Raw genomic sequence first — 21,541 nt, 5'->3', positions numbered from 1 at the left:
TGTGCTACGAGAGGCGCCGGAGCGTAAAAAAGATTCCCGGTCGGCGACCGGGCAAGTGACATGCCGGGCGGCATGCCGGAGCGTTCAGACCCGGCGCCCGGTGCGCCGCTGCTTCAGCGCACGCACCGGTTCAATCGACAACGTTAGACAGTCTTCTTGGCCGAAGCGGCAGCCGAGCGCGATGCCTGGGCGGCAGCCTTGCTCGCAGCAGCGGTCGCGGCGTTGAAGTTGCTTTCCGCCATTTCCACGGCTTGCTTCGTGGCCTTGTGAACCGTTTCGTAGGTCGTGTTCGCGGCGTTGATGGCCGACTTGATCACGGCAACCGCGGTTTCCGAGCCAGCCGGCGCATTCTTCGCGACGTTGTCGACGAGCGATTGAACCTTGCGGTTCTGCTCTTCGTAGTGGGCTTCGGCAACCTTCGCGAACTCAGCCTGGGTGGCCGAGGCGATTTCATACACATGACGGCCATACGACAGCAGCTTTTCGGTCAGCGGCTGGGCATAGCTCGTTTGCAGGGCCAGGAATTCCTGCGCGTCCTTCACCGACAGTGCGCGCTGGGCGTGTTCCTGCGATTCCGCCAGATTCGAGCGGACGGCCTGAAGGTTCAATTCGACGAGCTTTTCCACGCCTTCGAATGCCTTGTTGGTGAGGCCGAACAGGGTTTCGAAGTTGGCTTTCTGGGCAGCGGCGAATTGCTCAGGGGTCAGCAGACTCATGTTTACGCTCCTGTATGTCGGCGGCCTTCGTGGGTCGCCTGAAGTAAGTGGCACGGCGCTGGTGCTCTGTCGCTCGCGTTGTGCGTCGCAACATTGACTCGATTTTAGGATGCTCCAGAAGAAAGTCAAGGTCTTTTGGTGCGTCGCACAATGTCGATAATTTATTATTAAACAAACACTTATGCTTCGCGCATGTCGCAGCTGCGACAACCGCGCCAATGCCCCGCTGCGTAGGGCTCGCGGCGAATTGGCGAGGCGGCGAGCAGGGCGGGGCAAGCGCGCAGACGCCGCTTCTGGCAAGATGCGGCATGGATCGCATGAACGTGTCTATGGGATTTCACCTGGGTGCGTCCACCGAATTCCTACATGGAACGTTAATGATCCATTGCGGTCGAACGCGCGTCGCGCGGCACGGCGGCACTGGTGGTCAGACAAATCTCACCCGTTTTTTCCTCAGTTCAAGTTCCTACGACGAACGCCGTTAACGCAGCAAGCGCATTTTGCGTGTGCCGCAAACGTTATCAGTGAGCGGCGTCGCGGCGAGAGGAGTGGCTTGGCAATTGTCTGACTCCATCGAATGCGGGAAGTGCATTGGCAAGCTCAATCGGAGGTCATACTTCGGTTTAATGAGCGCCTATAAGTGCTTCAATTTGCGAATTTTTCGTGGTTTTACTACACTTGGCGAACGATCCCGCCGCTCCATCAAGAACACCAATGAAATCCGACAAGCTCCTGTCGTTCTCACTGATGCCGTCGTCGGTTATCAGCACCGCATTGTCGGTTGCTATTTCCGTTGCGATCAGTGCGACGCTCGTGGCGCCTGAGGGCGCCTTTGCTGCGTCGCAAGACGCTGCACCGGCCAAAACGGCCAAGGTGAAAAAAGCCACCAAGAAGGTTGCGAAGGCTGAGCCGGAAACGGCAAAGGCCACCAAGAAGGCGGGCGCAACCCGTACCGTCGCCGCAAAAGACGACGATGCGCGTCCGGTGGCCAAGAAACGCCGCGTCAGTTACACGATGAACGGCCGCCATCATTCGGCGGTGCGCCGTGTCGCGTTCGAACCGCGCCAGCCGACCGTCGGTCAGGCGTTCGGTCTGCATGAGACGCCCGACTCGCTGATGCTGCGTTCGGGCGTGGCGTACGTGGTCGACCAGAACACGCTCGAGCCGCTGTTCGACAAGAACTCGCGCGCCGTCGTGCCGATCGCCTCGATCTCGAAGCTCATGACCGCGATGGTCGTGCTCGACTCGAAGGAATCGCTCTCGGAACAGATCGAAGTCACGGACGAAGACCGCGACTACGAGAAGAACACGGGCTCGCGTCTTTCGGTGGGTTCGGTGCTTTCGCGCGAGGACATGCTGCACATCGCGCTGATGGCGTCGGAAAACCGCGCGGCGGCGGCGCTCTCGCGCTATTACCCGGGCGGCCGTCCGGCGTTCATCGCGGCGATGAACGCGAAGGCGAAGCAACTCGGCATGACCGATACGCACTTCGAGAATTCCACGGGGCTCACGAGCCACAACGTCTCGACGGCGCGTGACCTCGTGAAGATGGTGAACGCGGCTTACCAGTACCCGATGATTCGCCAGTTCTCGACCGACCGCAGCTACGACGTGTTCACGGGCAAGCGCAATCTCGCCTACAACAGCACGAATGCGCTGGTCCGCAATGCGTCGTGGGACATCGGTTTGCAGAAGACGGGCTTCATCAACGAAGCGGGTGAGTGCCTCGTCATGCAGACGACGATTCACAATCGTCCGGTGATCATGGTGTTGCTCGATTCGAGCGGCAAGTACTCGCGCTTCGCGGATGCAACGCGCGTGCGCACGTGGCTCGACAATGGCGGCGCCGACCAGCAGCCGCGCATTACGAGCGCCGATGCAGGCGGCGCTGGTACCTGATCTCCGCCTCTTCGGATTCACCCGACAAACGCCCCGCAACTGCGGGGCGTTTTGCTTTCTGTCGCGCGCCGTTCGTTCTATGACGATCGGCGGACTATCTCGTCGTTTGGTTGATCGGCAACATTGCTCAGACAAACGTGACCTGGCGTCCAATCTCGCCTGACTTCAAGGCGCGGCAATGCCAGGCTTTGATGGTTGTCAATTGACAATCATCCTAACGATTCATACACTGAGTTTGTCGATGAGGCGATCGCACCCGAAAAAAGAGATCGAAGCCGTGCTTGTTCATGCGGAGAAACGAGGTTGGTTAGTTCAACCAGGTAAGGGCAATCGGCACGCGTGGGGACGAATGTACTGCCCATACAACGATGCTGCCTGTCGTTGCGGGGAATTCTGCATCACGAGCATCTGGAGCACGCCGCGTAATGCGGGCAATCACGCCTATGTGCTCAAACGCGTGGTCGACAATTGCACGACACATCGTATCAACGCGGCAACTGCGTGTGCGGCCGCCGAAGCGCCGGAGTAGCTCATGAATTACCTGTTCACTCTCAAGTACCAACTGGCAACCGAAGACAGCGATCACGAAGATCTCGTGGAGCGCCTCGCCGTTGCAGGCTGCGACGACGCGACGATCGGTGTGGGGTTGCCCGGTCGCATCGCGCTGACGTTCTCGCGCGAGAGCGCGAGCGCATGGTCGGCAATCTACTCGGCGCTGCAGGACGTCAAGCAGGCGGTGCCTACCGCGCGCCTCGTGGAAGCCGCACCGGACTTTGTCGGCTTGACCGATGCCGCCGACCTGACCGGCATGTCCCGCCAGAACATGCGCAAGCTGATGCTCGGGCACGCAGCGGAATTTCCTCAGCCCGTGCACGAGGGCAATTCGTCGCTTTGGCATCTGAGCGACATCCTGGCCTGGCTGGCGGGGCGCGACGCATACAGCATCGACTCGGCGCTGCTGGAAACGGCGCAAACGGCAAAGCAGGTGAATCTGGCGAAAGAGGCGCGCCACCTCGATACGAAGCTGAACCGGAAGCTCGGTGAAGTGGTTGCGTGAGGCCGACGGCGAGCCAAAAAAAAGCGGAGGCCACGCCTCCGCTCTTCTCGATTCAGCTTCGGCCCGACTTCAGGCGGGTTGCACGTTGCCTTCAGCGGGCTCCGGGTGATAGCCCAGTGACTCCGAAATCGTGAGCGCCGTCTTGCTCAACTGGCCGAGCCACGAATCCTGCAGGCGGTCCGCGGGCGCCGAGAGCGAAAGGCCCGCCACCAGCTTGCCGGTGTCGTCGTAGATGCCGGCGGCGATGCAACGCACGCCCAGTTCAAGCTCCTCGTTGTCACGTGCGCAGAATTGCTGGCGTACGTGGGCAAGTTCGCGCTCGAGGCGTCCAAGGTCGGTAATGCTGTTGCGCGTGTGGCCCGACAGGCCGGTGCGCGTGGCGTAGGCGCGCACGCGGTTCGCTTCGTCGGCGGCGAGAAAGAGCTTGCCGACCGAAGTGAGGTGCAGCGGCGCCCGGCCGCCGATCGCGCGCACCACCTGCATGCCCGAGCGCTCCGAATAGGCGCGTTCGATATAGACGATCTCGTCGCCCTGGCGCACGGAGAGGTTGACCGTCTGGCCCGTGAGACGGTGCAGTTCGCGCATCGGCGTAAGCGCCGCGTCACGCACCGAAAGCCGCGCCTTCACGAGGTTGCCGAGTTCGAGCAACCGCATGCCAAGCCGGTAAGTGCCGGGATCGGAGCGGTCGACGAGACGGCAGCTCACCATATCGTTCAGGATGCGGTGCGCAGTCGAAGGATGCAGTTCGGTGCGCTGCGCAAGTTCCTTCAGGCTGACAGGGTCGCTGTGCGCGGCCAGCGCGTCCAGCAGACGCATCATGCGCTCGATCACCTGAATCGAGGTCTTCGGATCTGGATGGGTGTCGCTCATGAGTTCAGATTCGTTTGACGCGTGAGGCGGAAAATGCATTGTATCTCGTATTGTGAAAAAAGTAAGCGCCAGGACCAAGACTCGCGCTGCGCTGCGGCATCGCGCGCAACCGGCGAGGGAGGAGCAGACCGGCGTTGGTCATGGCGGCGAAACAGCGGATAATCGGGGACGGTTTTAACGAGGAGTCCCCATGCGAGTCGGTTTGTTCGTCACCTGCCTCATCGACACGATGCGTCCGGAAATTGGCTTTTCGACGCTCAAATTGCTCGAAGAGGCGGGCTATGAAGTCATCGTGCCGCCTGCGCAAACCTGCTGCGGCCAGCCGGCGTACAACTCCGGCGAGCGCGCCATTGCGCGTGATCTCGCGGAAAAGACGCTGCGCGAATTCGAGCAATTCGACTATCTCGTCGTCCCTTCGGGTTCTTGCGGCGGGATGATTCGCGTGCACTATGGCGATCTGTTTCGCGACGACCCGGAATTGATGGCGCGTTATGGCAAATTGCGCGAGCGCGTCTACGAACTCACGGATTTCCTCGTGAACGTCGCCAAGGTCACGCTGCCGCAGGGGGAGTTCAGCGGACCGGTGACCTATCACGACTCGTGTTCGGGGCTGCGTGAACTTGGGGTCAAGGCGCAGCCGCGCGCGTTGCTCGCCCAGCGCGGTATTGAAGTGCGCGAGATGAAGGACTGCGAGCACTGCTGCGGCTTCGGGGGCACCTTTGCGGTGAAGTATGGCGACATCTCGACGGCCATTGCAGACGAGAAATGCGCGAATGTTCAGGCGAGCGGCACGGGCGCGGTGGTGCTCGGCGACCTCGGCTGCATGTTGAATATCGAAGGGCGTTTGCGCCGCACCGGCGACACCGCCACGCGCGTGCTGCACATCGCGCAAGTGCTGGCCGGCGACGTGTGATGCGCCGGCGGCTGCCGTCGCTCCTTTCGCCCGGCATGCGCAAATAGCCCAGACTTCGACCCCAAACCTCGCCGAACACCGCTCAACATCGCCCTCACGCCATGCAAGTCCAATCGATGCAGTTCAAGGCGCGCGCCGGTCAGAAGCTGGCCGATCAGCGTCTGCAGCACAACCTCAAGAAGCTTTCGACCAAGTTCGTCTCGGCGCGCGCCGAGGCGATCACCGCGATCGATTTCCCCGCCACGCGCGCGGCGCTCAAGGCGCGCCGCAACCGTGCGCTGGAAAGTCTCGATGTCTGGCTCGAGCAGTTTGAGACCGAGGCAACGCGGCGCGGCGTGACCGTGCTGTACGCGGAAACGGCACAAGATGCGGCGAAACTGGTCGCGGACATCGCGCGGCGCCACGACGTGCGCAAGGTCATCAAGACCAAGTCGATGGTCTCGGAGGAGATGCGGCTCAATACGGTGCTCGCGGAGATGGGCGTGCAGTCCATCGAGACCGATCTGGGCGAGTACATCCTGCAGATCAACGACAACGAGCCGCCGAGCCACATCATTGCGCCCGTCGTCCACAAGGACAAAGACGAGATCGCCGATCTCTTCGCGAAGACGCACGACAAGCCGCGCCTGACCGAAATCCCCGACATGACCCGCGAGGCGCGCGAAGTGCTGCGCCCGCATTTTCTGTCGGCGGACATGGGCGTGACGGGCGGCAACTTCCTCGTCGCGGAAACCGGCTCGGTCGTGCTGGTGACCAACGAGGGGAACGAGGGCATGTGCACGGTGATGCCGCGCGTGCATGTGGCGGTGACGGGCATCGAGAAGGTGCTGCCCACGCTCGAAGACCTCGCCACAGCGATGCGTCTGTTGCCGCGTTCGGCGACGGGGCAGGCCACGTCGAACTATTTCTCGGTTCTCACGGGCCCGCGCGGCCCCGAAGATCGGGACGGCCCCAAGCACATGTACGTCGTGCTCGTGGACGGCGGCCGTACGGGCCTGATCGGCGGCGAATTCCAGGAGATGCTGCGCTGCATCCGTTGCGGGGCGTGCATGAATCACTGCCCGGTCTATCAGAAGGTGGGTGGCCATGCGTACGGCTGGGTCTACCCGGGGCCCATGGGCTCCGTGCTCACGCCAAGCTACGTCGGTCTCGAAAAGACGCTCGATCTGCCGCAGGCCGCTACGCTCTGCGGTGAGTGCAACAGTGTCTGCCCGGTGGGCATCCCGCTTTCGGACTTGCTGCGCAAACTGCGCGAGAAGCAGACGGAGCGGCATCTGCGCCCGTGGCGCGAGCGCGCGGCGCTTGCGGCCTGGGGCTGGCTCGCGCTGCACCCGACTGCCTACGCGCTGCTCACCAAACTCGGCGTGCGGATACTGGAGCGCATGGGCGGCCAGGCCAGGCTCATTCGCAAGCTGCCATTCGCGCACGGCTGGAGCAACGGGCGCGACATGCCCGCGCCGGTCGGCCGCACGTTTCGCGAGTTGTACGCGGCGCGGCACACGCATCTGGACACGACGAAGCGCCCCGAGCAGGCCTGACGGGCGCGCATCGGTCAAGTCTGGTTTGCCGACTATTTAATCTGGCGCAACAGTGTGTTCATCCGGACCGGGTTTTTCCTGATTGCGACTCTCTATATCATCTCGACTGGCGATAGTGCGTCCGCACCTGTCGCTTCACAGTCGATAGAGAGTCGCATCATGAGAAAGAAAATAACGGTGTACTGGCCGCTGGCGCTGATCGTGCCGCTCGCGGTGATCGCATGGATCCATGCGTGGAAGACCGCCGAGCAGCAAATGCCGCTCGCTGCCGATCAGGTAACGGCAGAACTCGCGCGCGCCGTGTCGTATGGTCTCGTGGGTAGCGAAGGCAAGACGCCGGTGAAGGCGATGAACGGCATCGCAACGCTGCCGCGCTCGAACGCGATCTGATGATCGCGCCGGCGCCAACGCGCCGCGCAGCGCGTACCTCGCGTGCTTTGTATAATTTGAGATTCGCCGCCGCACGCTGAACGCCTCTCGCTGCCCAGCCCCCACGAATGAAAAAGGTTTCTGTCTGCTTCGTTTGTCTTGGCAATATCTGCCGCTCGCCCACGGCCGAGGCCGTGATGCTGCGTCTCGTCGACGAGGCGGGGCTGGTGGGGCGCGTCGAGATCGATTCGGCAGGCACGGGTGACTGGCATATCGGCGAGGCGCCCGACGAGCGCGCCCAGCGTGCAGGCGGTCAGCGCGGCTACGAGCTCGCGCCGTTGCGCGCCCGGCAGATCGCCGCGGAAGATTTTCGCCGTTTCGATCTGATCGTGGCGATGGACGACGCCAACGTCTCCGCGCTCCAGGTGCTTTGCCCGGCGAGCGAGCGCGACAAGATCCGCCTGCTGATGGAATTCGCGCCGCAGGCCGAAACGCGCGTCGTGGTCGATCCCTATTTCGGCGGCGACGCGGGCTTCGAAACGGTGCTCGATCAGTGCGAGGCCGCCTGCGCGGGTCTGCTCGCCGCATTGCGTCCGCAACTGGCGGATTGAGATGAGCGGCGCGGATCTGCCGAATGCAGAAATCGCGCCATTTTTTGCGATTCGCTGCGCACCTAATAACCCAGATCGCGACGTTGATACTTGACTAAACTAGTCATGTATTTATACTTGACGAAAATTGTCGAGAATTGCGGTTCCCATACATCATGAGACTCACCACCAAAGGCCGTTTCGCCGTCACGGCGATGATTGACCTGGCACTGCGCCAGGAGCAGGGCCCGGTGACGCTTGCGGGTATCAGCCAGCGGCAGCATATCTCGCTGTCGTACCTTGAACAGCTGTTCGGCAAGCTGCGCCGTCATGAAATCGTCGAATCGGTCCGTGGGCCGGGCGGCGGGTACAACCTCGCGCGCCGCGCGGAGGACGTCACGGTCGCGGACATCATCATCGCCGTGGACGAGCCGCTCGATGCCACCCAGTGCGGCGGCAAGGGCGCCTGCGAGGGCACCAAGCAGCACGACGGTCACTGCATGACGCACGAACTCTGGTCGACGCTGAACCAGAAAATGGTCGAGTACCTCGATTCGGTGTCGCTCAAGGATCTGGTGGACAAGCAGCGCGCCCGCGAAGGCGCCGCGCCCGCCGTCCTGCGCGATCGCCGCGCCGAGGCGCCGGCGGTGGAGCCGGTCAGGGCGATGCCGCTGGGTCCGAACTCGATCTTCAACATGGCGGGCTCGTAAGTCCTTCGAGCGCCGTTAGAAAGCAATACACAGTACAGCGCAGCACACAAGATTCCCCGGAGCGATAGATGAATAACGACATTCCCCACCTGCCCATTTACATGGACTACAGCGCGACGACCCCCGTCGACCCGCGCGTGGTGGACAAAATGATTCCGTATCTGCGCGAGCAGTTCGGCAATCCGGCGTCGCGCAGCCACGCCTATGGCTGGGATGCGGAGCGCGCCGTCGAGGAAGCGCGCGAGCAGGTCGCCGCGCTCGTCAACGCCGACCCGCGCGAAATCATCTGGACCTCCGGTGCGACCGAATCGGACAACCTCGCGATCAAGGGCGCCGCGCACTTCTACAAGAGCAAGGGCAAGCACATCATCACGGTGAAGACCGAGCACAAGGCCGTGCTCGACACCTGCCGCGAGCTCGAGCGCGAAGGCTATGAAGTCACGTATCTGGACGTCAAGGACGACGGCCTGATCGACCTCGAAGCGTTCAAGGCCGCACTGCGTCCCGACACGATCCTCGTTTCCGTCATGCACGTGAACAACGAGATCGGCGTGATCCAGGACATCGCGACGATCGGCGAAATCTGCCGCGAAAAGGGCATCATTTTCCACGTCGACGCCGCGCAATCGACGGGCAAGGCGCCCATCGACCTGCAAAAGCTCAAGGTCGACCTGATGTCGTTCTCGGCGCACAAGACGTACGGCCCGAAGGGCATCGGCGCGCTGTACGTGCGCCGCAAGCCGCGCGTGCGCATTGAAGCGCAGATGCACGGCGGCGGCCATGAGCGCGGCATGCGCTCGGGCACGCTGGCCACGCACCAGATCGTCGGCATGGGCGAAGCGTTCCGCATCGCGCGTGAAGAGATGGCCACGGAAAACGAGCGCGTGCGCATGCTGCGCGACAAGCTCCTGCGCGGCCTGAAGGAAATCGAAGAAACCTACGTGAATGGCGACATGGAGCAGCGTGTCCCGCACAACCTGAACATCAGCTTCAACTTCGTCGAAGGCGAGTCGCTGATCATGGCGGTGAAGGACGTGGCGGTGTCGTCGGGTTCGGCGTGCACTTCCGCATCGCTCGAGCCGTCGTACGTGCTGCGCGCGCTCGGCCGCAACGACGAGCTGGCGCACAGCTCGATCCGCTTCACGGTGGGCCGTTTCACGACGGAACAGGACGTGGACTACGTGATCAACCTGCTGAAGACGAAGATCGCCAAGCTGCGCGAGCTTTCGCCGCTGTGGGAAATGCATCAGGACGGCATCGATCTGTCGACCATCCAGTGGGCGGCGCACTAAGCAAGGCGGCGCAGTTAGCAGCGAACAACGACCCGGCCGCAGCGCAATGAGCAGTCAACTGCATGCAGCGCGGCAAACACGAATTGAAGGAGTGTGATCATGGCATATAGCGACAAGGTTCTGGACCACTACGAAAACCCGCGCAACGTCGGCTCGTTCGCCAAGGACGACGACGCAGTGGGCACCGGCATGGTCGGCGCGCCGGCGTGCGGCGACGTGATGAAGCTGCAGATCCGCGTGGGCGCGGACGGCGTGATCGAAGACGCGAAGTTCAAGACCTACGGCTGCGGCTCGGCGATCGCTTCGAGCTCGCTCGTGACCGAGTGGGTGAAGGGCAAGACGCTCGACCAGGCGCTCGACATCAAGAACACGCAGATCGCCGAAGAACTGGCGCTGCCGCCGGTGAAGATCCACTGCTCGATTCTCGCGGAAGACGCGATCAAGGCAGCGGTTGCGGACTATCGCCAGCGTCACACGACCGAAGCGAAGGCCGACGCGGCGTAAAGCACGGCGCTGCGGCGTAATAGATGCAGGACGGCGTCGGGCCTACAAGCTCGGCGCTCTGGGACTAACGATTTTGGATGCAGCAGGGTTGCGTCGCGACGCGGGGGAAGGCGAAAGCCCAACCGGCGGCGCGAGGCGCGGCGAAGATGCTATGGCAATTACGTTGACTGAAAAAGCGGCACAGCACGTGCAAAAGTACCTGACCCGTCGCGGCAAGGGCGTGGGTCTGCGTCTTGGCGTGCGCACGACGGGCTGCTCGGGCCTCGCGTACAAGCTCGAGTACGTCGACGAACTCGCGCCCGAGGACAACGTCTTCGAGAGCCACGGCGTGAAGGTCATCGTCGACCCGAAGAGTCTCGCCTATATCGACGGCACGCAGCTCGACTTCGTGCGCGAAGGGCTGAACGAAGGCTTCCGGTTCAACAACCCGAATGTGAAGGACGAGTGCGGCTGCGGCGAGTCCTTCCGCGTTTGAGCCCGCGTAGAGCGGTGAAAAGGCGGCTTGTGCCGCCTTTTTGATTTTGACGGCCGCAGCTGTTTGTCCCCGTCAGCCCCTCATAGCCCCACAAGAACGTTCCAGCCGATGAGCACGCCTTCCACGCCTTCCCGGTCGCTCTCCGACAGCCACTTCGTGCTGTTCGGCCTGCCCGAGCAGTTCGCGATCGACGCGGACGCGCTCGACCATGCCTACCGCACGGTGCAGGCGCAGGTGCATCCCGACCGCTTCGCCGCGGCCGGCGAGGCGCAAAAGCGCATCGCCATGCAGTGGGCCACGCGCACGAACGAGGCGTATCAGACGCTGCGCGATCCGCTCAAGCGCGCGAAGTATCTGCTGCATCTGCGCGGCATCGACGTTGGGGCGGAGAACAACACGGCGATGGAGCCCGCGTTCCTCATGCAGCAGATGGAGTGGCGCGAGGCGATCGAAGACGCGGTCGGCGCGAAGAACATCGATGCGCTCGATGCACTTGCAGGCGAGCTGCGCGACGACGAACGCGTGCGCTTCACAAAGCTTGCGGCGCTGCTCGACAGCGGCTCGAACCAGCCCGCGGCCGAGGCGGTGCGCCAGCTCATGTTCATCGAGCGCGTGGCCGGCGAAATCGACTCGCAGATCGAGCGGCTCGAAGGCTGAAGCCGGGCGCGCAAACGGATATCGGGCGCTCGCGCCCATCAGGTTAAAAAGCAGATCACACAGATGGCCTTACTGCAAATCTCCGAACCCGGCATGGCGCCGGCGCCGCATCAGCGGCGACTCGCCGTCGGCATCGACCTCGGCACGACGAACTCGCTGGTCGCCGCGGTGCGCAGCGGCGTGCCCGATGTGCTGCCCGACGAAGACGGCCACGTGCTGCTGCCCTCGGTCGTCCGCTATCTCGCGAACGGCGGCCGCCGCATCGGCCGCACGGCGAAGGCGGAAGCCGCGACCGATCCGCGTAACACGATCGTTTCGGTCAAGCGCTTCATGGGCCGCGGCAAGTCCGAGGTCGAAGGCGCGGCCAACGCACCGTACGACTTTGTCGACGCGCCGGGCATGGTGCAAATCCAGACGATTGACGGGGTGAAGAGCCCCGTCGAAGTCTCGGCGGAAATTCTTGCGACGCTGCGTCAGCGCGCCGAAGACACGCTCGGCGACGAGCTCGTCGGCGCCGTCATCACGGTGCCGGCGTACTTCGACGAAGCGCAGCGCCAGGCGACCAAGGATGCCGCGCGTCTCGCGGGCCTGAACGTGCTGCGTCTGCTCAACGAGCCGACCGCGGCGGCGATCGCCTACGGGCTCGATAACGGCGCCGAAGGCCTCTACGCGGTCTACGACCTCGGCGGCGGCACCTTCGACCTGTCGATTCTCAAGCTCACGAAGGGCGTGTTCGAAGTGCTGGCGGCTGGCGGCGATTCGGCGCTCGGCGGCGACGATTTCGACCATGCGCTTTTTGCTTACGCGCTGGAGCAGTCCGGCATCGAGCGCGCGACGCTCGCGCCCGAAGACGTGCGTCTGTTGCTCGACCGCGTGCGCGATGCGAAGGAAGCGCTTTCGTCCGCGCCCGAAGCGCGCATCGAGGCAACGTTGTCGAGCGGCCAGCAGATCGCACTGACGATCGACGAGCCGCGCTTCGAAGCGCTCACGCAAGCGCTCGTGCAGCGCACGCTCACGCCGACGAAGAAGGCGCTGCGCGACGCGAAGGTGGCCGCGAAGGATGTGAAGGGCGTGGTGCTGGTTGGCGGCGCGACGCGCATGCCCGTGATCCGCCGCGCCGTGGAGCAGCACTTCGGTCAGGCGCCGCTCACCAATCTGGACCCGGATCAGGTCGTCGCGCTCGGCGCGGCGATCCAGGCCGACCTGCTGGCGGGCAACCGCGGCGGCGAGGACGACTGGCTGCTGCTCGACGTCATTCCGCTCTCGCTCGGCGTGGAGACGATGGGTGGCCTCGTCGAGAAGATCATCCCGCGCAATTCGACCATTCCGGTCGCGCGTGCGCAGGACTTCACGACCTTCAAGGACGGCCAGACGGCCATGGCGATTCACGTGGTGCAGGGCGAGCGCGAGCTCGTCGCCGACTGCCGCTCGCTCGCGCGTTTCGGCCTACGCGGTATTCCGCCGATGGCGGCGGGCGCGGCGCGCATTCGCGTGACTTACCAGGTGGATGCGGACGGCCTCTTGTCCGTGTTCGCGCGCGAGCAGCTCTCGGGCGTGGAGGCGTCGGTGGTGGTGAAGCCGTCGTACGGTCTTGCCGACGACGACGTGGCCCGCATGCTCGAAGACAGCTTCAAGACCGCCGAAGTCGACATGCGCGCCCGCGCGCTGCGCGAAGCGCAGGTCGAGGCGCAACGCATCATCGAAGCGACGAACGCCGCTTTGGGTGCTGACGGCGAACTGCTCGACGAAGCCGAGCGCGCGCAAGTCGATGCGTTGATCGCCGCGCTCGCGCAAGTCGCGCAGGGCGAGGACGCCGGTGCGATCGAAGCCGCCACCAAGGCATTGTCCGAAGGCACCGACGAGTTCGCCGCGCGCCGGATGGACAAGGGCATCAAGCGCGCGCTGGCGGGCAAGAAGCTCGACGAGATCGGCTAAAAGGCTCGGCTAAGAGCGGGCCTGCAGCCTCAACAGCTTATAGGCGAATGCGTCGTTAGCAAACGGCGCACGCGTGCGTGCTTTCCCGATGTGGCAGAGCGCGCACCGACAGTAGAATGGGCACATGCCGCCGTCGGAGGCGGGGCATGCGCCCGATATGAAAGTTATTGGATACGGAAATCACAATGCCTCAAATCGTGGTGCTGCCCCATGTCGAACTGTGCCCTGAAGGCGCGGTCATCGACGCCAAACCGGGTGAGAGCGTGTGCGATGCGCTGCTCGAACACGGCATCGAAATCGAGCACGCATGCGAAAAGTCGTGCGCCTGCACGACCTGTCACGTGATCGTGCGCGAAGGTTTCGATGCGCTCGTGCCGTCCGAGGAAGACGAAGACGATCTCCTCGACAAGGCGTGGGGCCTCGAGCCGACGTCGCGGCTGTCGTGTCAGGCCATCGTGCCGGAGAACGACGACCTGGTGGTCGAGATTCCGCGGTACTCGATCAATCACGCGAAAGAAAACCACTGAGCCACTGAACACGAGGAGGAGCGCGCAGCCATGAAATGGACCGATACGCAGGACATCGCGATGGCCTTGACGGACACCCATCCCGAAGTGGATCCGCAGTACGTGCGCTTCACCGATCTGCATCGCTGGATCACCCAGCTCGACGGTTTCGACGATGACCCCGAGCGCTCGAACGAGAAGATTCTCGAAGCGATCCAGGCCGCGTGGATCGAAGACGCGGACTACTGATCTCCGGCACGCCCGGCAAGCAGGCGAGAAAAAGGCGATTTGCCAGTACGGCAAATCGCCTTTTTTATTGCTCGTTCAGCGTCAGGGCAATCAACCCGCGACCAGCGTGCCGTTTTCGACACGCACGCGCTCGCCTTGCTGGAACGGCGGCGCTTCGTGATACGTGAAGTAGCGCGTCTTGCCGTTCTCCATGCGCACGCGCACCGAATAACTGGTCGTGCTGCGCAGGTGTTTTTCGACCGAGTTGCCGGCGAAGCCGCCACCCAGTGCGCCGAGCAGCGTCATGGCCGTGCGGCCGTTACCCGAGCCGAACTGGTTGCCGACCACGCCACCCGCCACCGCGCCGCCTACTGCACCGATACCGGTGCCATGGCCTTCATGCTTGACCTCGGAAATCGCGACGACCGTGCCGCAAGTCGAACATGCGGGCTGGGCGGGTGGCGCTTCCTGCGCATATTGCTGCTGCGCAGGCTGCGGCTGTTGGGCAGGCTGTTGACCATACTGCTGCGCCGGGGCGACGGGCACGGCCGCTTGCTGTTGAGCCTGTGCCTGTGCCGGCGCCGGCGCCGGCGCCTCTTGCGGCTCGGCGGGCGCATTCTGCCCGTTCTGCGCATATTGCGAGGCCTGCACCGGCTTTGTCGAGTCGACCACCGGCGGCTGCGAAGCCGTCATGGTGGTCTGGCCCGTCTGAACCTGGGCGCTCTGTTCGGCGGTACTGGAAGCTCTCGGGAAAACGCCGGTGATGGCCGCCGTGGCCGCAAGGCTCGCGACGATGACGGCTGCCGCCGCCGTAGCGATCAGCGGATGGAGGCGGCGTTTCGGTGTGGTCGGATCGGTTGTGTTCATGACAGGCTCCGTCTTTGGCAGAGTTGGCTCTCTTGTGAGACCCAGTTTGAGCCAATCCAATTCTGTGAGCGTTTCAATTTGTAACCCCGCGCGGTGGGTGCGGGAAGGCGCTGAGGGCGTGGTCGTCGCGCAGCGTTGCACAGCGCGGTTTTCCACAGGGAGCGCAATTGACGTACCCGTCCCAGCCGCTGCGCTATCCGGAAGATTTTACCGATGGTTACAAACGTGTGCGCTGAAAGGCCCCAAAGAAACGGGGCGCATACGGTATGAACCGCATGCGCCCCGTCATGTCAGGCAGTGCCTGGCTTAGTCTTCGCGACGCAGGTGCGGGAAGAGGATCACGTCGCGGATGCTTGCGCTGTCCGTGAGCAGCATGATCAGACGATCGATGCCGATACCGCAGCCGCCCGTCGGAGGCATGCCGTATTCGAGCGCGCGGATGTAGTCGGCGTCATAGAACATCGCTTCTTCGTCGCCGGCGTCCTTTTGCTCGACCTGCTTCTTGAAGCGCGCGGCCTGGTCTTCCGGATCGTTCAGTTCCGAGAAGCCGTTGGCGATCTCGCGGCCCGTGATGAAGAGCTCGAAGCGCTCGGTGATGCCCGGCAGCGTGTCCGAGGCGCGCGCGAGCGGCGAGACTTCGACGGGGTAGTCGATGATGTAGGTCGGCTCCCACAGCTGCGATTCGGCCGTCTCTTCGAAGAGCGCCAGTTGCAGCGAACCCACGCCCGCGTTGAGGAACTGCGGCTGGTTCGCGTCCACGCCGAACTTCTTCAGTTCCGTGCGCAGGAAGGCGGCGTCGCCAAGCTGCTCGTTCGTGTATTGCGGCGCGTACTTCTGGATCGCCTGCACGATCGTCAAGCGATGGAACGGCTTCGAGAGGTCGAGTTCACGGCCCTGATACGTCAGCACGGCGGTACCGCTCGCGTCGATGGCGGCCTGGCGGATCAGTTGTTCGGTGAAGTCCATGAGCCACGCGTAGTCGGTGTACGCGGCGTAGAACTCCATCATCGTGAATTCCGGATTGTGACGCGGCGAAACGCCTTCGTTACGGAAATTCCGGTTGATCTCGAACACGCGTTCGAAGCCGCCCACGACCAGGCGCTTCAGATACAGCTCGGGCGCGATACGCATGAACATCTGCATGTCGAGCGCGTTGTGGTGCGTGACGAACGGCTTCGCGGCCGCGCCGCCCGGGATCGGGTGCAGCATCGGCGTTTCGACTTCCATGAAGCCCGAGTCGGCCATGAAGCGGCGCACCGAGGAGATCGCTTTCGTGCGCGCGACGAAGGTCTCGCGCGCTTCGGGCGTGACGATCAGGTCGACGTAGCGCTGGCGGTAGCGCATCTCCTGGTCCGAGAGGCCGTGGAACTTGTCCGGCAGCGGACGCAGCGACTTCGAGAGCAGGCGCAGTTCCGTGCAGCGCACCGACAGCTCGCCCTTGTTGGTGCGGAACAGCACACCCTTGGCCGCGACGATGTCACCGAGGTCCCACTTCTTGAATGCGTCGTAGGTTGCCTCGCCCACGTCGGCGGGCGTGATGAAGAACTGGATCTGGCCCGAGCCGTCGCGCACCGTGGCGAAGCTCGCCTTGCCCATCACGCGCTTGAGCATCATGCGGCCTGCGATCGACACTTCGAGCGGCTTGGCTTCGAGCGCGTCCTTGTCGGTGTCGGCGTAGTCGCGCGCCAGGTCGGCAGCGTGGTGGGTCGGGCGGAAGTCGTTCGGGTAGGCGACGCCTGCCTCGCGCAGCGCGCGCAGTTTCTCGCGGCGCTCGGCGATGATCTGGTTGTCGTCGACTTCGGGCGCGGCGCTGGGCGCGTTCTGCTGGGTTGGTTCGGTCATGATGGCTCGGAGTTCTTTGATTCGCAGGTGTTTCGGCGAGTTTTCGGGGCTGCGGCCCCGGCATGGTCCTTCGCGGGACACGGCGCGCATCGCGCGCAGATAAGCGGACTTCGGTTCCTGCTGCGCGTCGCGCGCCTCTCAGTCGAGGCGGGCGGCGCAGCAGGAGAGGGCGGCATGCGGTGAACTGCTGCGCCCGTGGCGTGCGGCAAGCTTACACGCCCTGTTTCAGGCTCGCGCTGATGAAGGCGTCGAGATCGCCGTCGAGCACGGCCTTGGTGTTGCTGATTTCGACGTTGGTGCGCAGATCCTTGATACGGCTGTTGTCGAGCACGTAGGAGCGGATCTGGTGACCCCAGCCCACGTCCGACTTGCCCGCTTCGAGCTTGTCCTGTTCCGACTGGCGCTTGCGCATTTCGGCTTCGTACAGGCGCGATTTCAGCATGGCCATCGCTTCGGCGCGGTTGCGGTGCTGCGAGCGGTCGTTCTGGCACTGCACGACGATGCCCGACGGGACGTGCGTGATACGCACGGCGGAGTCGGTCTTGTTGATGTGCTGACCGCCCGCGCCCGAAGCGCGGTACGTGTCGATGCGCAGATCGGCCGGATTGACTTCGATCTCGAACGAGTCGTCGATTTCCGGATACACGAACACCGACGAGAACGACGTATGACGCCCGCCCGACGAGTCGAACGGCGATTTGCGCACGAGGCGGTGAATGCCGGTTTCGGTGCGCAGGAAGCCGTAGGCGTATTCGCCTTCGACCTTGATCGTCGCGCTCTTGATGCCGGCCACGTCGCCTTCGGACTCTTCGAGCACTTCAGTCTTGAAGCCCTTGCGTTCGCAGTAGCGCACGTACTGGCGCAGCAGCATGGAAGCCCAGTCGCAGGCCTCGGTGCCGCCGGCGCCGGCCTGAATGTCGATGAACGCGTTGTTCGGGTCGGCCGGATTCGCGAACATGCGGCGGAATTCGACGTCGGCTACGCGCGCTTCGATCGCGTGAGCGTCGGACTCGATGGAGACGAGCGTGTCTTCATCGCCTTCCTCGCGGGCCATCTCGAAGAGGTCCTGCGTGTCGCGCGTGTCGTTCTCGATGCCGTCGAGCACGTGCACTACGCCCTCGAGCAGTTTCTTTTCCTTGCCGAGACCCTGGGCGTGCTTGGAGTCGTTCCAGACGTTGGGGTCTTCGAGTTCGCTGTTGACTTCGACGAGCCGTCGGGCTTTTACGTCGTAGTCAAAGATACCCCCGTAGCTCGCCCGCGCGCGTGCGCAGGTCCGCCAAAAGGGCTTCGATCGCGTTGAGACGTTCCGCTTCCATTTGTATCGTGATCCGGCGTGTAAAACATTGAATTATAGCCGATTGGACCCGGATCAAGGGCGGCGCGGGCGCTTCTGGCGGCCCGCGCTTCTCAGTGCAACGTGCAGTTCAAGGCGCGCTTAGAGCGCAGCGTGCTCCACCACGAGCTGCACGCGCGACACGCCATTCCAGGTGTCACGCACGAGCCGGTAGGCGACCGTGGTGTGCTGCGGCAGCGACTCCGTGTGGTTGAACCAGATCGCGTTGAAGCGCTGGCGCCCGCGCAGCAGTTGCAGCTTGAGGTGCTTGTCCTTCACGAGCGCCTGCGAGGCCACCTCGAATTCCCCCGAAAACACGGGCGCCGGGAAGCCCTGGCCCCACACGGCGGCGTCGAGCATCTCGACGAAATCGGGCGTGAAGTAGGCGTCTTCGAGATCGCCATCGGTTTCGACCGTGCGCGCGAGCGCCTCTTCGGTGAGCCACTCGCGGCCCACTTGCTCGAAGGCAGCGGCGAAGCGCGGCACGTCGGCAGCGGCGATCGTCATGCCCGCGGCCATGGCGTGGCCGCCGAACTTCTGGATCAGACCGGGCTCGCGTTTGCTGATCAGATCGACCGCGTCGCGCAGATGGAAACCGGGGATCGAACGGCCCGAGCCCTTCACGAGCTCGCCGTCGTCGTCGGCAGGCGCGAAGGTGAACGAGGGGCGGTGGAAGCGCTCCTTGAGCCGTCCCGCGACGATGCCGATCACGCCCTGGTGCCAGCCTTCGTTGAATAGCGTGAGCGTGGCCTTGCCTTGCGGATCGACGTCGGCGAGATCGGCTAGCGCCTGCTGCTGCATGCCGGCTTCGATCTCACGGCGCTCGCGATTCATGCCGTCGAGCTGCTGCGCAAGCTCCCAGGCACGGCCCACGTCGTCGGTGGTCAGGCACTCGATGCCGAGCGACATGTCCGAGAGCCGGCCGGCCGCGTTCAGGCGCGGCCCGAGCGCGAAGCCGAAGTCGAAGCCCGACGCGCTTTTCGCGTCCCGGCCCGCCGCGCGAAAGAGCGCTGCGATGCCCGGCTGCATGCGGCCGTTGCGCACGCGCTGTAAGCCTTGTGCGACAAGTACACGGTTGTTGCAGTCGAGCTTCACGACGTCGGCGACAGTGCCGAGCGCGACGAGATCGAGCAGGCCGTCGAGGCGCGGCTCGGGCTTGCCATCGCTGAACGCGCCGCGCTTGCGCAGCTCCGCGCGCAACGCGAGCAGCGTGTAGAACATCACGCCCACGCCCGCGATGCACTTGCTCGGAAACTCGCAACCCGGCTGGTTCGGATTGACGATGGCGCGCGCGTCGGGGAGCGTGTCGCCGGGCAAGTGGTGGTCGGTGACGAGCACCTCGATGCCGAGCGCGTTGGCAGCTTCGACGCCTTCAACGCTCGCGATGCCGTTGTCCACCGTGATCAGGACGTCGGGCGGCCCGCCCTTGCGCTGCGCGGCGAGAGCGACGATCTCGGGCGTGAGGCCGTAGCCATACTCGAAGCGGTTCGGCACCAGATAGTCGATCTGTGCGCCGAACATGCGCAGGCCGCGCACGGCTACGGCGCACGCCGTCGCGCCGTCGCAGTCGTAGTCGGCGACCACGAGCATGCGGCAGTCGGCTTCGAGCGCGTCGGCGAGCAGTTCGGCGGCCTCGTCGAGGCCTTTCATGCCCGTGGGCGGGATGAGGCGCGCGAGGCCGGTTTCGATCTCGTCGGGCTGGCAAACGCCGCGCGAGGCGTAGAGGCGCGCGAGCACCGGATGCAGGCCGTGGCGCACGAGCACTTCGGTGTCGGCGGGCGAGCAGGCGCGGGTGACGATTCGGGTCATGCGTGAGCGCAGAAAAAAGAGGTCATTCGGGGATCATTCGATAAAGAGCGACGCGAACAGTCGGCGTCGCCAGAATTTGCGTAAATCGCCGCGCGTGACGGACAGCGTGACCGAGCCGGTGTCGCCGCACAGTGTGAGGTCGAGCGCGGCGAGCGCACCCGATTGCAGCGCCGCGAGCGCGGGCGCGAACCAGTCGCGCTCCAGTTGAGCGAACGCGGCGTTCCAGCGGCCCCAGTCCTGCTGGATGAAGGCCGCCGAGAACGGATCGAGTTCGACGAGCGTCGCGCCCGTGCCCGCACCGTTGTTGAGCGAGGCTGCGAGCGCGGCGAAGGTTGCGGGCGCGGCGTCCACTTCCGTCTTCGCGGCGAGTGCGAGACCGCGCGTGGCGGCCGCATCGGAGCGCACGCGCGCATAGGGGCTCGTGACGGCGTGCAGCGCGCCCTGGGCGTGGAACCAGATCGAATTGACGGCGGGCAGACCGCGCGCTTCGCGGGCCTCGTTCACAGGGTGCTCGAACCACGCCATCTGCACTTCGTTCTGCACCTTCATCCATGCGCGCGAACGCTGGCCGGAATGGGCCTCGTGCGGCAGCCAGATCTCAATGTTGCGGCCGCTCGCGCGCAAGGGCGACGCGCCCGCGAGCGTACCGAACGCTTCCGACGACAGATACCAGCGCTGCGGCGTGGGGGCCTCGATGCGCACGCCCAGCTCTTCGATCAGCGGGCGGGCGATGGTGTAGAGCGTGGCGGCGTCGGCGTCGGCGAGTTCCAGCGAGGCGGGGTCGATCAGCACCAGATGATCGTGCGCGATGCGCACGTGCACGGGCTGCACGCATGCCCACGTGGCATCGCCGGGCGTGCCGCCGTCGGCGAGCAGCATGTAGGGCGCAAGCGGCGCTTCATCGTCGGCGGCCGGCGCGGGTTGTGCATGGTTCACGTTCGCGGGACCTAGCGCGCCGAACTGGCGCGCGACCCAGCGCTCATGCGGCAGCGTGCGCTGGAAGTCCTCGCCGATCACCTGCTCGCCGAGTGTCGCGCGCGCTACCAGTTTCGCGAGCGCCGGGTATTCGAGGCCCGCGAGCGCGGTGGAGGCAGCTGCCGCGGAGGGCAAGGCAAAGGGGACGAGGAGATGGAGTCGGTCGACGGGCATGATGGTGCGCATTGTACTTCGGCACTCCGCGCGCCGGGCGGCCCTCGGGCGCGCCGCAACCGCATTGCATTGGCCCGATATGCTCGCGCTGCGGCACTTGTTGGCGAATTGCGGCTCGAAGGATAGGGCGGCCAAACGCCTCCCGGGGGCGCGGCGCTCACGCGTAAAAGTTCGAGGGAACTCCGTCGAATATCCGTGACCTGCCGCCAGTGTGGCAAACTTCGCGGTTGATCGTCGCCCGACCCGGCACGATATTCTCCGGCCTTCCGGCGCACTGGCCCC

Annotated in this window: 22 protein-coding genes; 15 read left to right on the top strand and 7 right to left on the bottom strand. The window is 64.3% G+C overall.

The genetic code is table 11. The annotated features are described in order from the left end of the window. Positions 1 to 143 precede the first annotated feature (143 nt). Positions 144 to 716, bottom strand: coding sequence for a phasin family protein (locus E1N52_RS07140; protein WP_133181464.1), 573 nt, complete (start codon positions 714 to 716; stop codon positions 144 to 146). Positions 717 to 1,430: 714 nt separating this feature from the next. On the opposite strand from E1N52_RS07140, the gene pbpG reads away from it, so the two are divergent. The 3 genes from pbpG (at position 1,431) to E1N52_RS07125 (ending at position 3,672) form a co-directional block, all read left to right on the top strand. Further along, positions 1,431 to 2,615, top strand: a complete 1,185-nt coding sequence (pbpG, locus tag E1N52_RS07135) for a D-alanyl-D-alanine endopeptidase (protein WP_133181462.1) — start codon at positions 1,431 to 1,433, stop codon at positions 2,613 to 2,615. A 241-nt stretch (positions 2,616 to 2,856) separates the two neighbouring features. After that, positions 2,857 to 3,144 carry a hypothetical protein gene (locus tag E1N52_RS44805; RefSeq protein ID WP_133181691.1) on the top strand — a complete coding sequence of 96 codons (288 nt, stop codon included), beginning with the start codon at positions 2,857 to 2,859 and terminating at the stop codon, positions 3,142 to 3,144. A 3-nt stretch (positions 3,145 to 3,147) separates the two neighbouring features. Beyond that, the gene (locus E1N52_RS07125) at positions 3,148 to 3,672 is read left to right on the top strand and encodes a helix-turn-helix transcriptional regulator (protein WP_133181461.1); all 525 of its coding nucleotides are present in this window, start codon (positions 3,148 to 3,150) and stop codon (positions 3,670 to 3,672) included. Between the two features lie 69 nt (positions 3,673 to 3,741). Here the strand turns inward: E1N52_RS07125 and E1N52_RS07120 are convergent, their stop codons facing one another. Then, positions 3,742 to 4,542: an IclR family transcriptional regulator gene (locus tag E1N52_RS07120; protein WP_028204180.1), complete on the bottom strand. Its 801-nt coding sequence runs from the start codon at positions 4,540 to 4,542 to the stop codon at positions 3,742 to 3,744. 190 nt (positions 4,543 to 4,732) lie between these two features. Between E1N52_RS07120 and E1N52_RS07115 the strand changes: the two genes are divergently transcribed. The 12 genes from E1N52_RS07115 (at position 4,733) to iscX (ending at position 14,280) form a co-directional block, all read left to right on the top strand. Next, positions 4,733 to 5,455, top strand: a complete 723-nt coding sequence (locus tag E1N52_RS07115; protein WP_133181459.1) for a (Fe-S)-binding protein — start codon at positions 4,733 to 4,735, stop codon at positions 5,453 to 5,455. Between the two features lie 101 nt (positions 5,456 to 5,556). After that, entirely contained in the window at positions 5,557 to 6,993 is a 1,437-nt protein-coding gene (locus E1N52_RS07110; RefSeq protein WP_133181457.1) for a lactate utilization protein B, read from the top strand. Between the two features lie 159 nt (positions 6,994 to 7,152). Beyond that, on the top strand, positions 7,153 to 7,383 hold the full coding sequence (locus E1N52_RS07105; RefSeq protein ID WP_069265523.1) for a hypothetical protein: 231 nt from the start codon (positions 7,153 to 7,155) through the stop codon (positions 7,381 to 7,383). Positions 7,384 to 7,490: 107 nt separating this feature from the next. Beyond that, the gene (locus tag E1N52_RS07100) at positions 7,491 to 7,973 is read left to right on the top strand and encodes a low molecular weight protein-tyrosine-phosphatase (RefSeq protein WP_133181455.1); all 483 of its coding nucleotides are present in this window, start codon (positions 7,491 to 7,493) and stop codon (positions 7,971 to 7,973) included. Between the two features lie 155 nt (positions 7,974 to 8,128). Further along, positions 8,129 to 8,662 carry a Fe-S cluster assembly transcriptional regulator IscR gene (gene iscR / locus E1N52_RS07095; RefSeq protein WP_042264865.1) on the top strand — a complete coding sequence of 178 codons (534 nt, stop codon included), beginning with the start codon at positions 8,129 to 8,131 and terminating at the stop codon, positions 8,660 to 8,662. 68 nt (positions 8,663 to 8,730) lie between these two features. Beyond that, complete coding sequence (locus E1N52_RS07090; protein ID WP_069265526.1) at positions 8,731 to 9,954, top strand: IscS subfamily cysteine desulfurase; 1,224 nt, start codon at positions 8,731 to 8,733, stop codon at positions 9,952 to 9,954. 99 nt (positions 9,955 to 10,053) lie between these two features. Continuing rightward, positions 10,054 to 10,458: a Fe-S cluster assembly scaffold IscU gene (iscU, locus tag E1N52_RS07085; RefSeq protein WP_028216879.1), complete on the top strand. Its 405-nt coding sequence runs from the start codon at positions 10,054 to 10,056 to the stop codon at positions 10,456 to 10,458. A 151-nt stretch (positions 10,459 to 10,609) separates the two neighbouring features. Continuing rightward, positions 10,610 to 10,933, top strand: coding sequence for an iron-sulfur cluster assembly protein IscA (iscA, locus tag E1N52_RS07080; RefSeq protein WP_028210067.1), 324 nt, complete (start codon positions 10,610 to 10,612; stop codon positions 10,931 to 10,933). A gap of 108 nt (positions 10,934 to 11,041) precedes the next feature. Beyond that, on the top strand, positions 11,042 to 11,590 hold the full coding sequence (gene hscB / locus E1N52_RS07075; protein WP_133181453.1) for a Fe-S protein assembly co-chaperone HscB: 549 nt from the start codon (positions 11,042 to 11,044) through the stop codon (positions 11,588 to 11,590). 63 nt (positions 11,591 to 11,653) lie between these two features. Further along, positions 11,654 to 13,525, top strand: a complete 1,872-nt coding sequence (gene hscA, locus E1N52_RS07070; RefSeq protein ID WP_133181451.1) for a Fe-S protein assembly chaperone HscA — start codon at positions 11,654 to 11,656, stop codon at positions 13,523 to 13,525. Positions 13,526 to 13,710: 185 nt separating this feature from the next. Continuing rightward, positions 13,711 to 14,052, top strand: coding sequence for an ISC system 2Fe-2S type ferredoxin (gene fdx / locus E1N52_RS07065; RefSeq protein WP_069265529.1), 342 nt, complete (start codon positions 13,711 to 13,713; stop codon positions 14,050 to 14,052). A 30-nt stretch (positions 14,053 to 14,082) separates the two neighbouring features. Further along, positions 14,083 to 14,280, top strand: coding sequence for a Fe-S cluster assembly protein IscX (gene iscX / locus E1N52_RS07060; protein ID WP_028204168.1), 198 nt, complete (start codon positions 14,083 to 14,085; stop codon positions 14,278 to 14,280). Positions 14,281 to 14,370: 90 nt separating this feature from the next. Here the strand turns inward: iscX and E1N52_RS07055 are convergent, their stop codons facing one another. The 5 genes from E1N52_RS07055 to E1N52_RS07035 form a co-directional block, all read right to left on the bottom strand. Continuing rightward, positions 14,371 to 15,126, bottom strand: coding sequence for a glycine zipper 2TM domain-containing protein (locus E1N52_RS07055; RefSeq protein WP_133181449.1), 756 nt, complete (start codon positions 15,124 to 15,126; stop codon positions 14,371 to 14,373). A 306-nt stretch (positions 15,127 to 15,432) separates the two neighbouring features. Beyond that, entirely contained in the window at positions 15,433 to 16,968 is a 1,536-nt protein-coding gene (lysS, locus tag E1N52_RS07050; protein ID WP_133181447.1) for a lysine--tRNA ligase, read from the bottom strand. A 211-nt stretch (positions 16,969 to 17,179) separates the two neighbouring features. Then, positions 17,180 to 18,284, bottom strand: a protein-coding gene (gene prfB, locus E1N52_RS07045; protein WP_133181445.1) for a peptide chain release factor 2 whose coding sequence is annotated in 2 segments (ribosomal slippage) — positions 17,180 to 18,202 and positions 18,204 to 18,284 — 1,104 coding nt in all. Because the reading frame shifts where the segments join, the coding sequence is not laid out codon by codon here. 119 nt (positions 18,285 to 18,403) lie between these two features. Then, a complete protein-coding gene (gene recJ, locus E1N52_RS07040; RefSeq protein ID WP_133181443.1) occupies positions 18,404 to 20,110 on the bottom strand; it encodes a single-stranded-DNA-specific exonuclease RecJ in 1,707 nt (568 codons plus the stop codon). Between the two features lie 33 nt (positions 20,111 to 20,143). Continuing rightward, positions 20,144 to 21,271 (bottom strand): regulator, encoded by a 1,128-nt coding sequence (locus E1N52_RS07035; RefSeq protein WP_133181441.1) that lies wholly within the window; start codon positions 21,269 to 21,271, stop codon positions 20,144 to 20,146. Positions 21,272 to 21,541: the final 270 nt, after the last annotated feature.

The sequence above is a fragment of the Paraburkholderia guartelaensis genome (assembly GCF_004353905.1).
In the GTDB taxonomy this organism is placed as follows: domain Bacteria; phylum Pseudomonadota; class Gammaproteobacteria; order Burkholderiales; family Burkholderiaceae; genus Paraburkholderia; species Paraburkholderia guartelaensis.
Note: the sequence above shows the minus strand (reverse complement) of the source record. Positions and strands in the feature narration are given on the sequence as shown.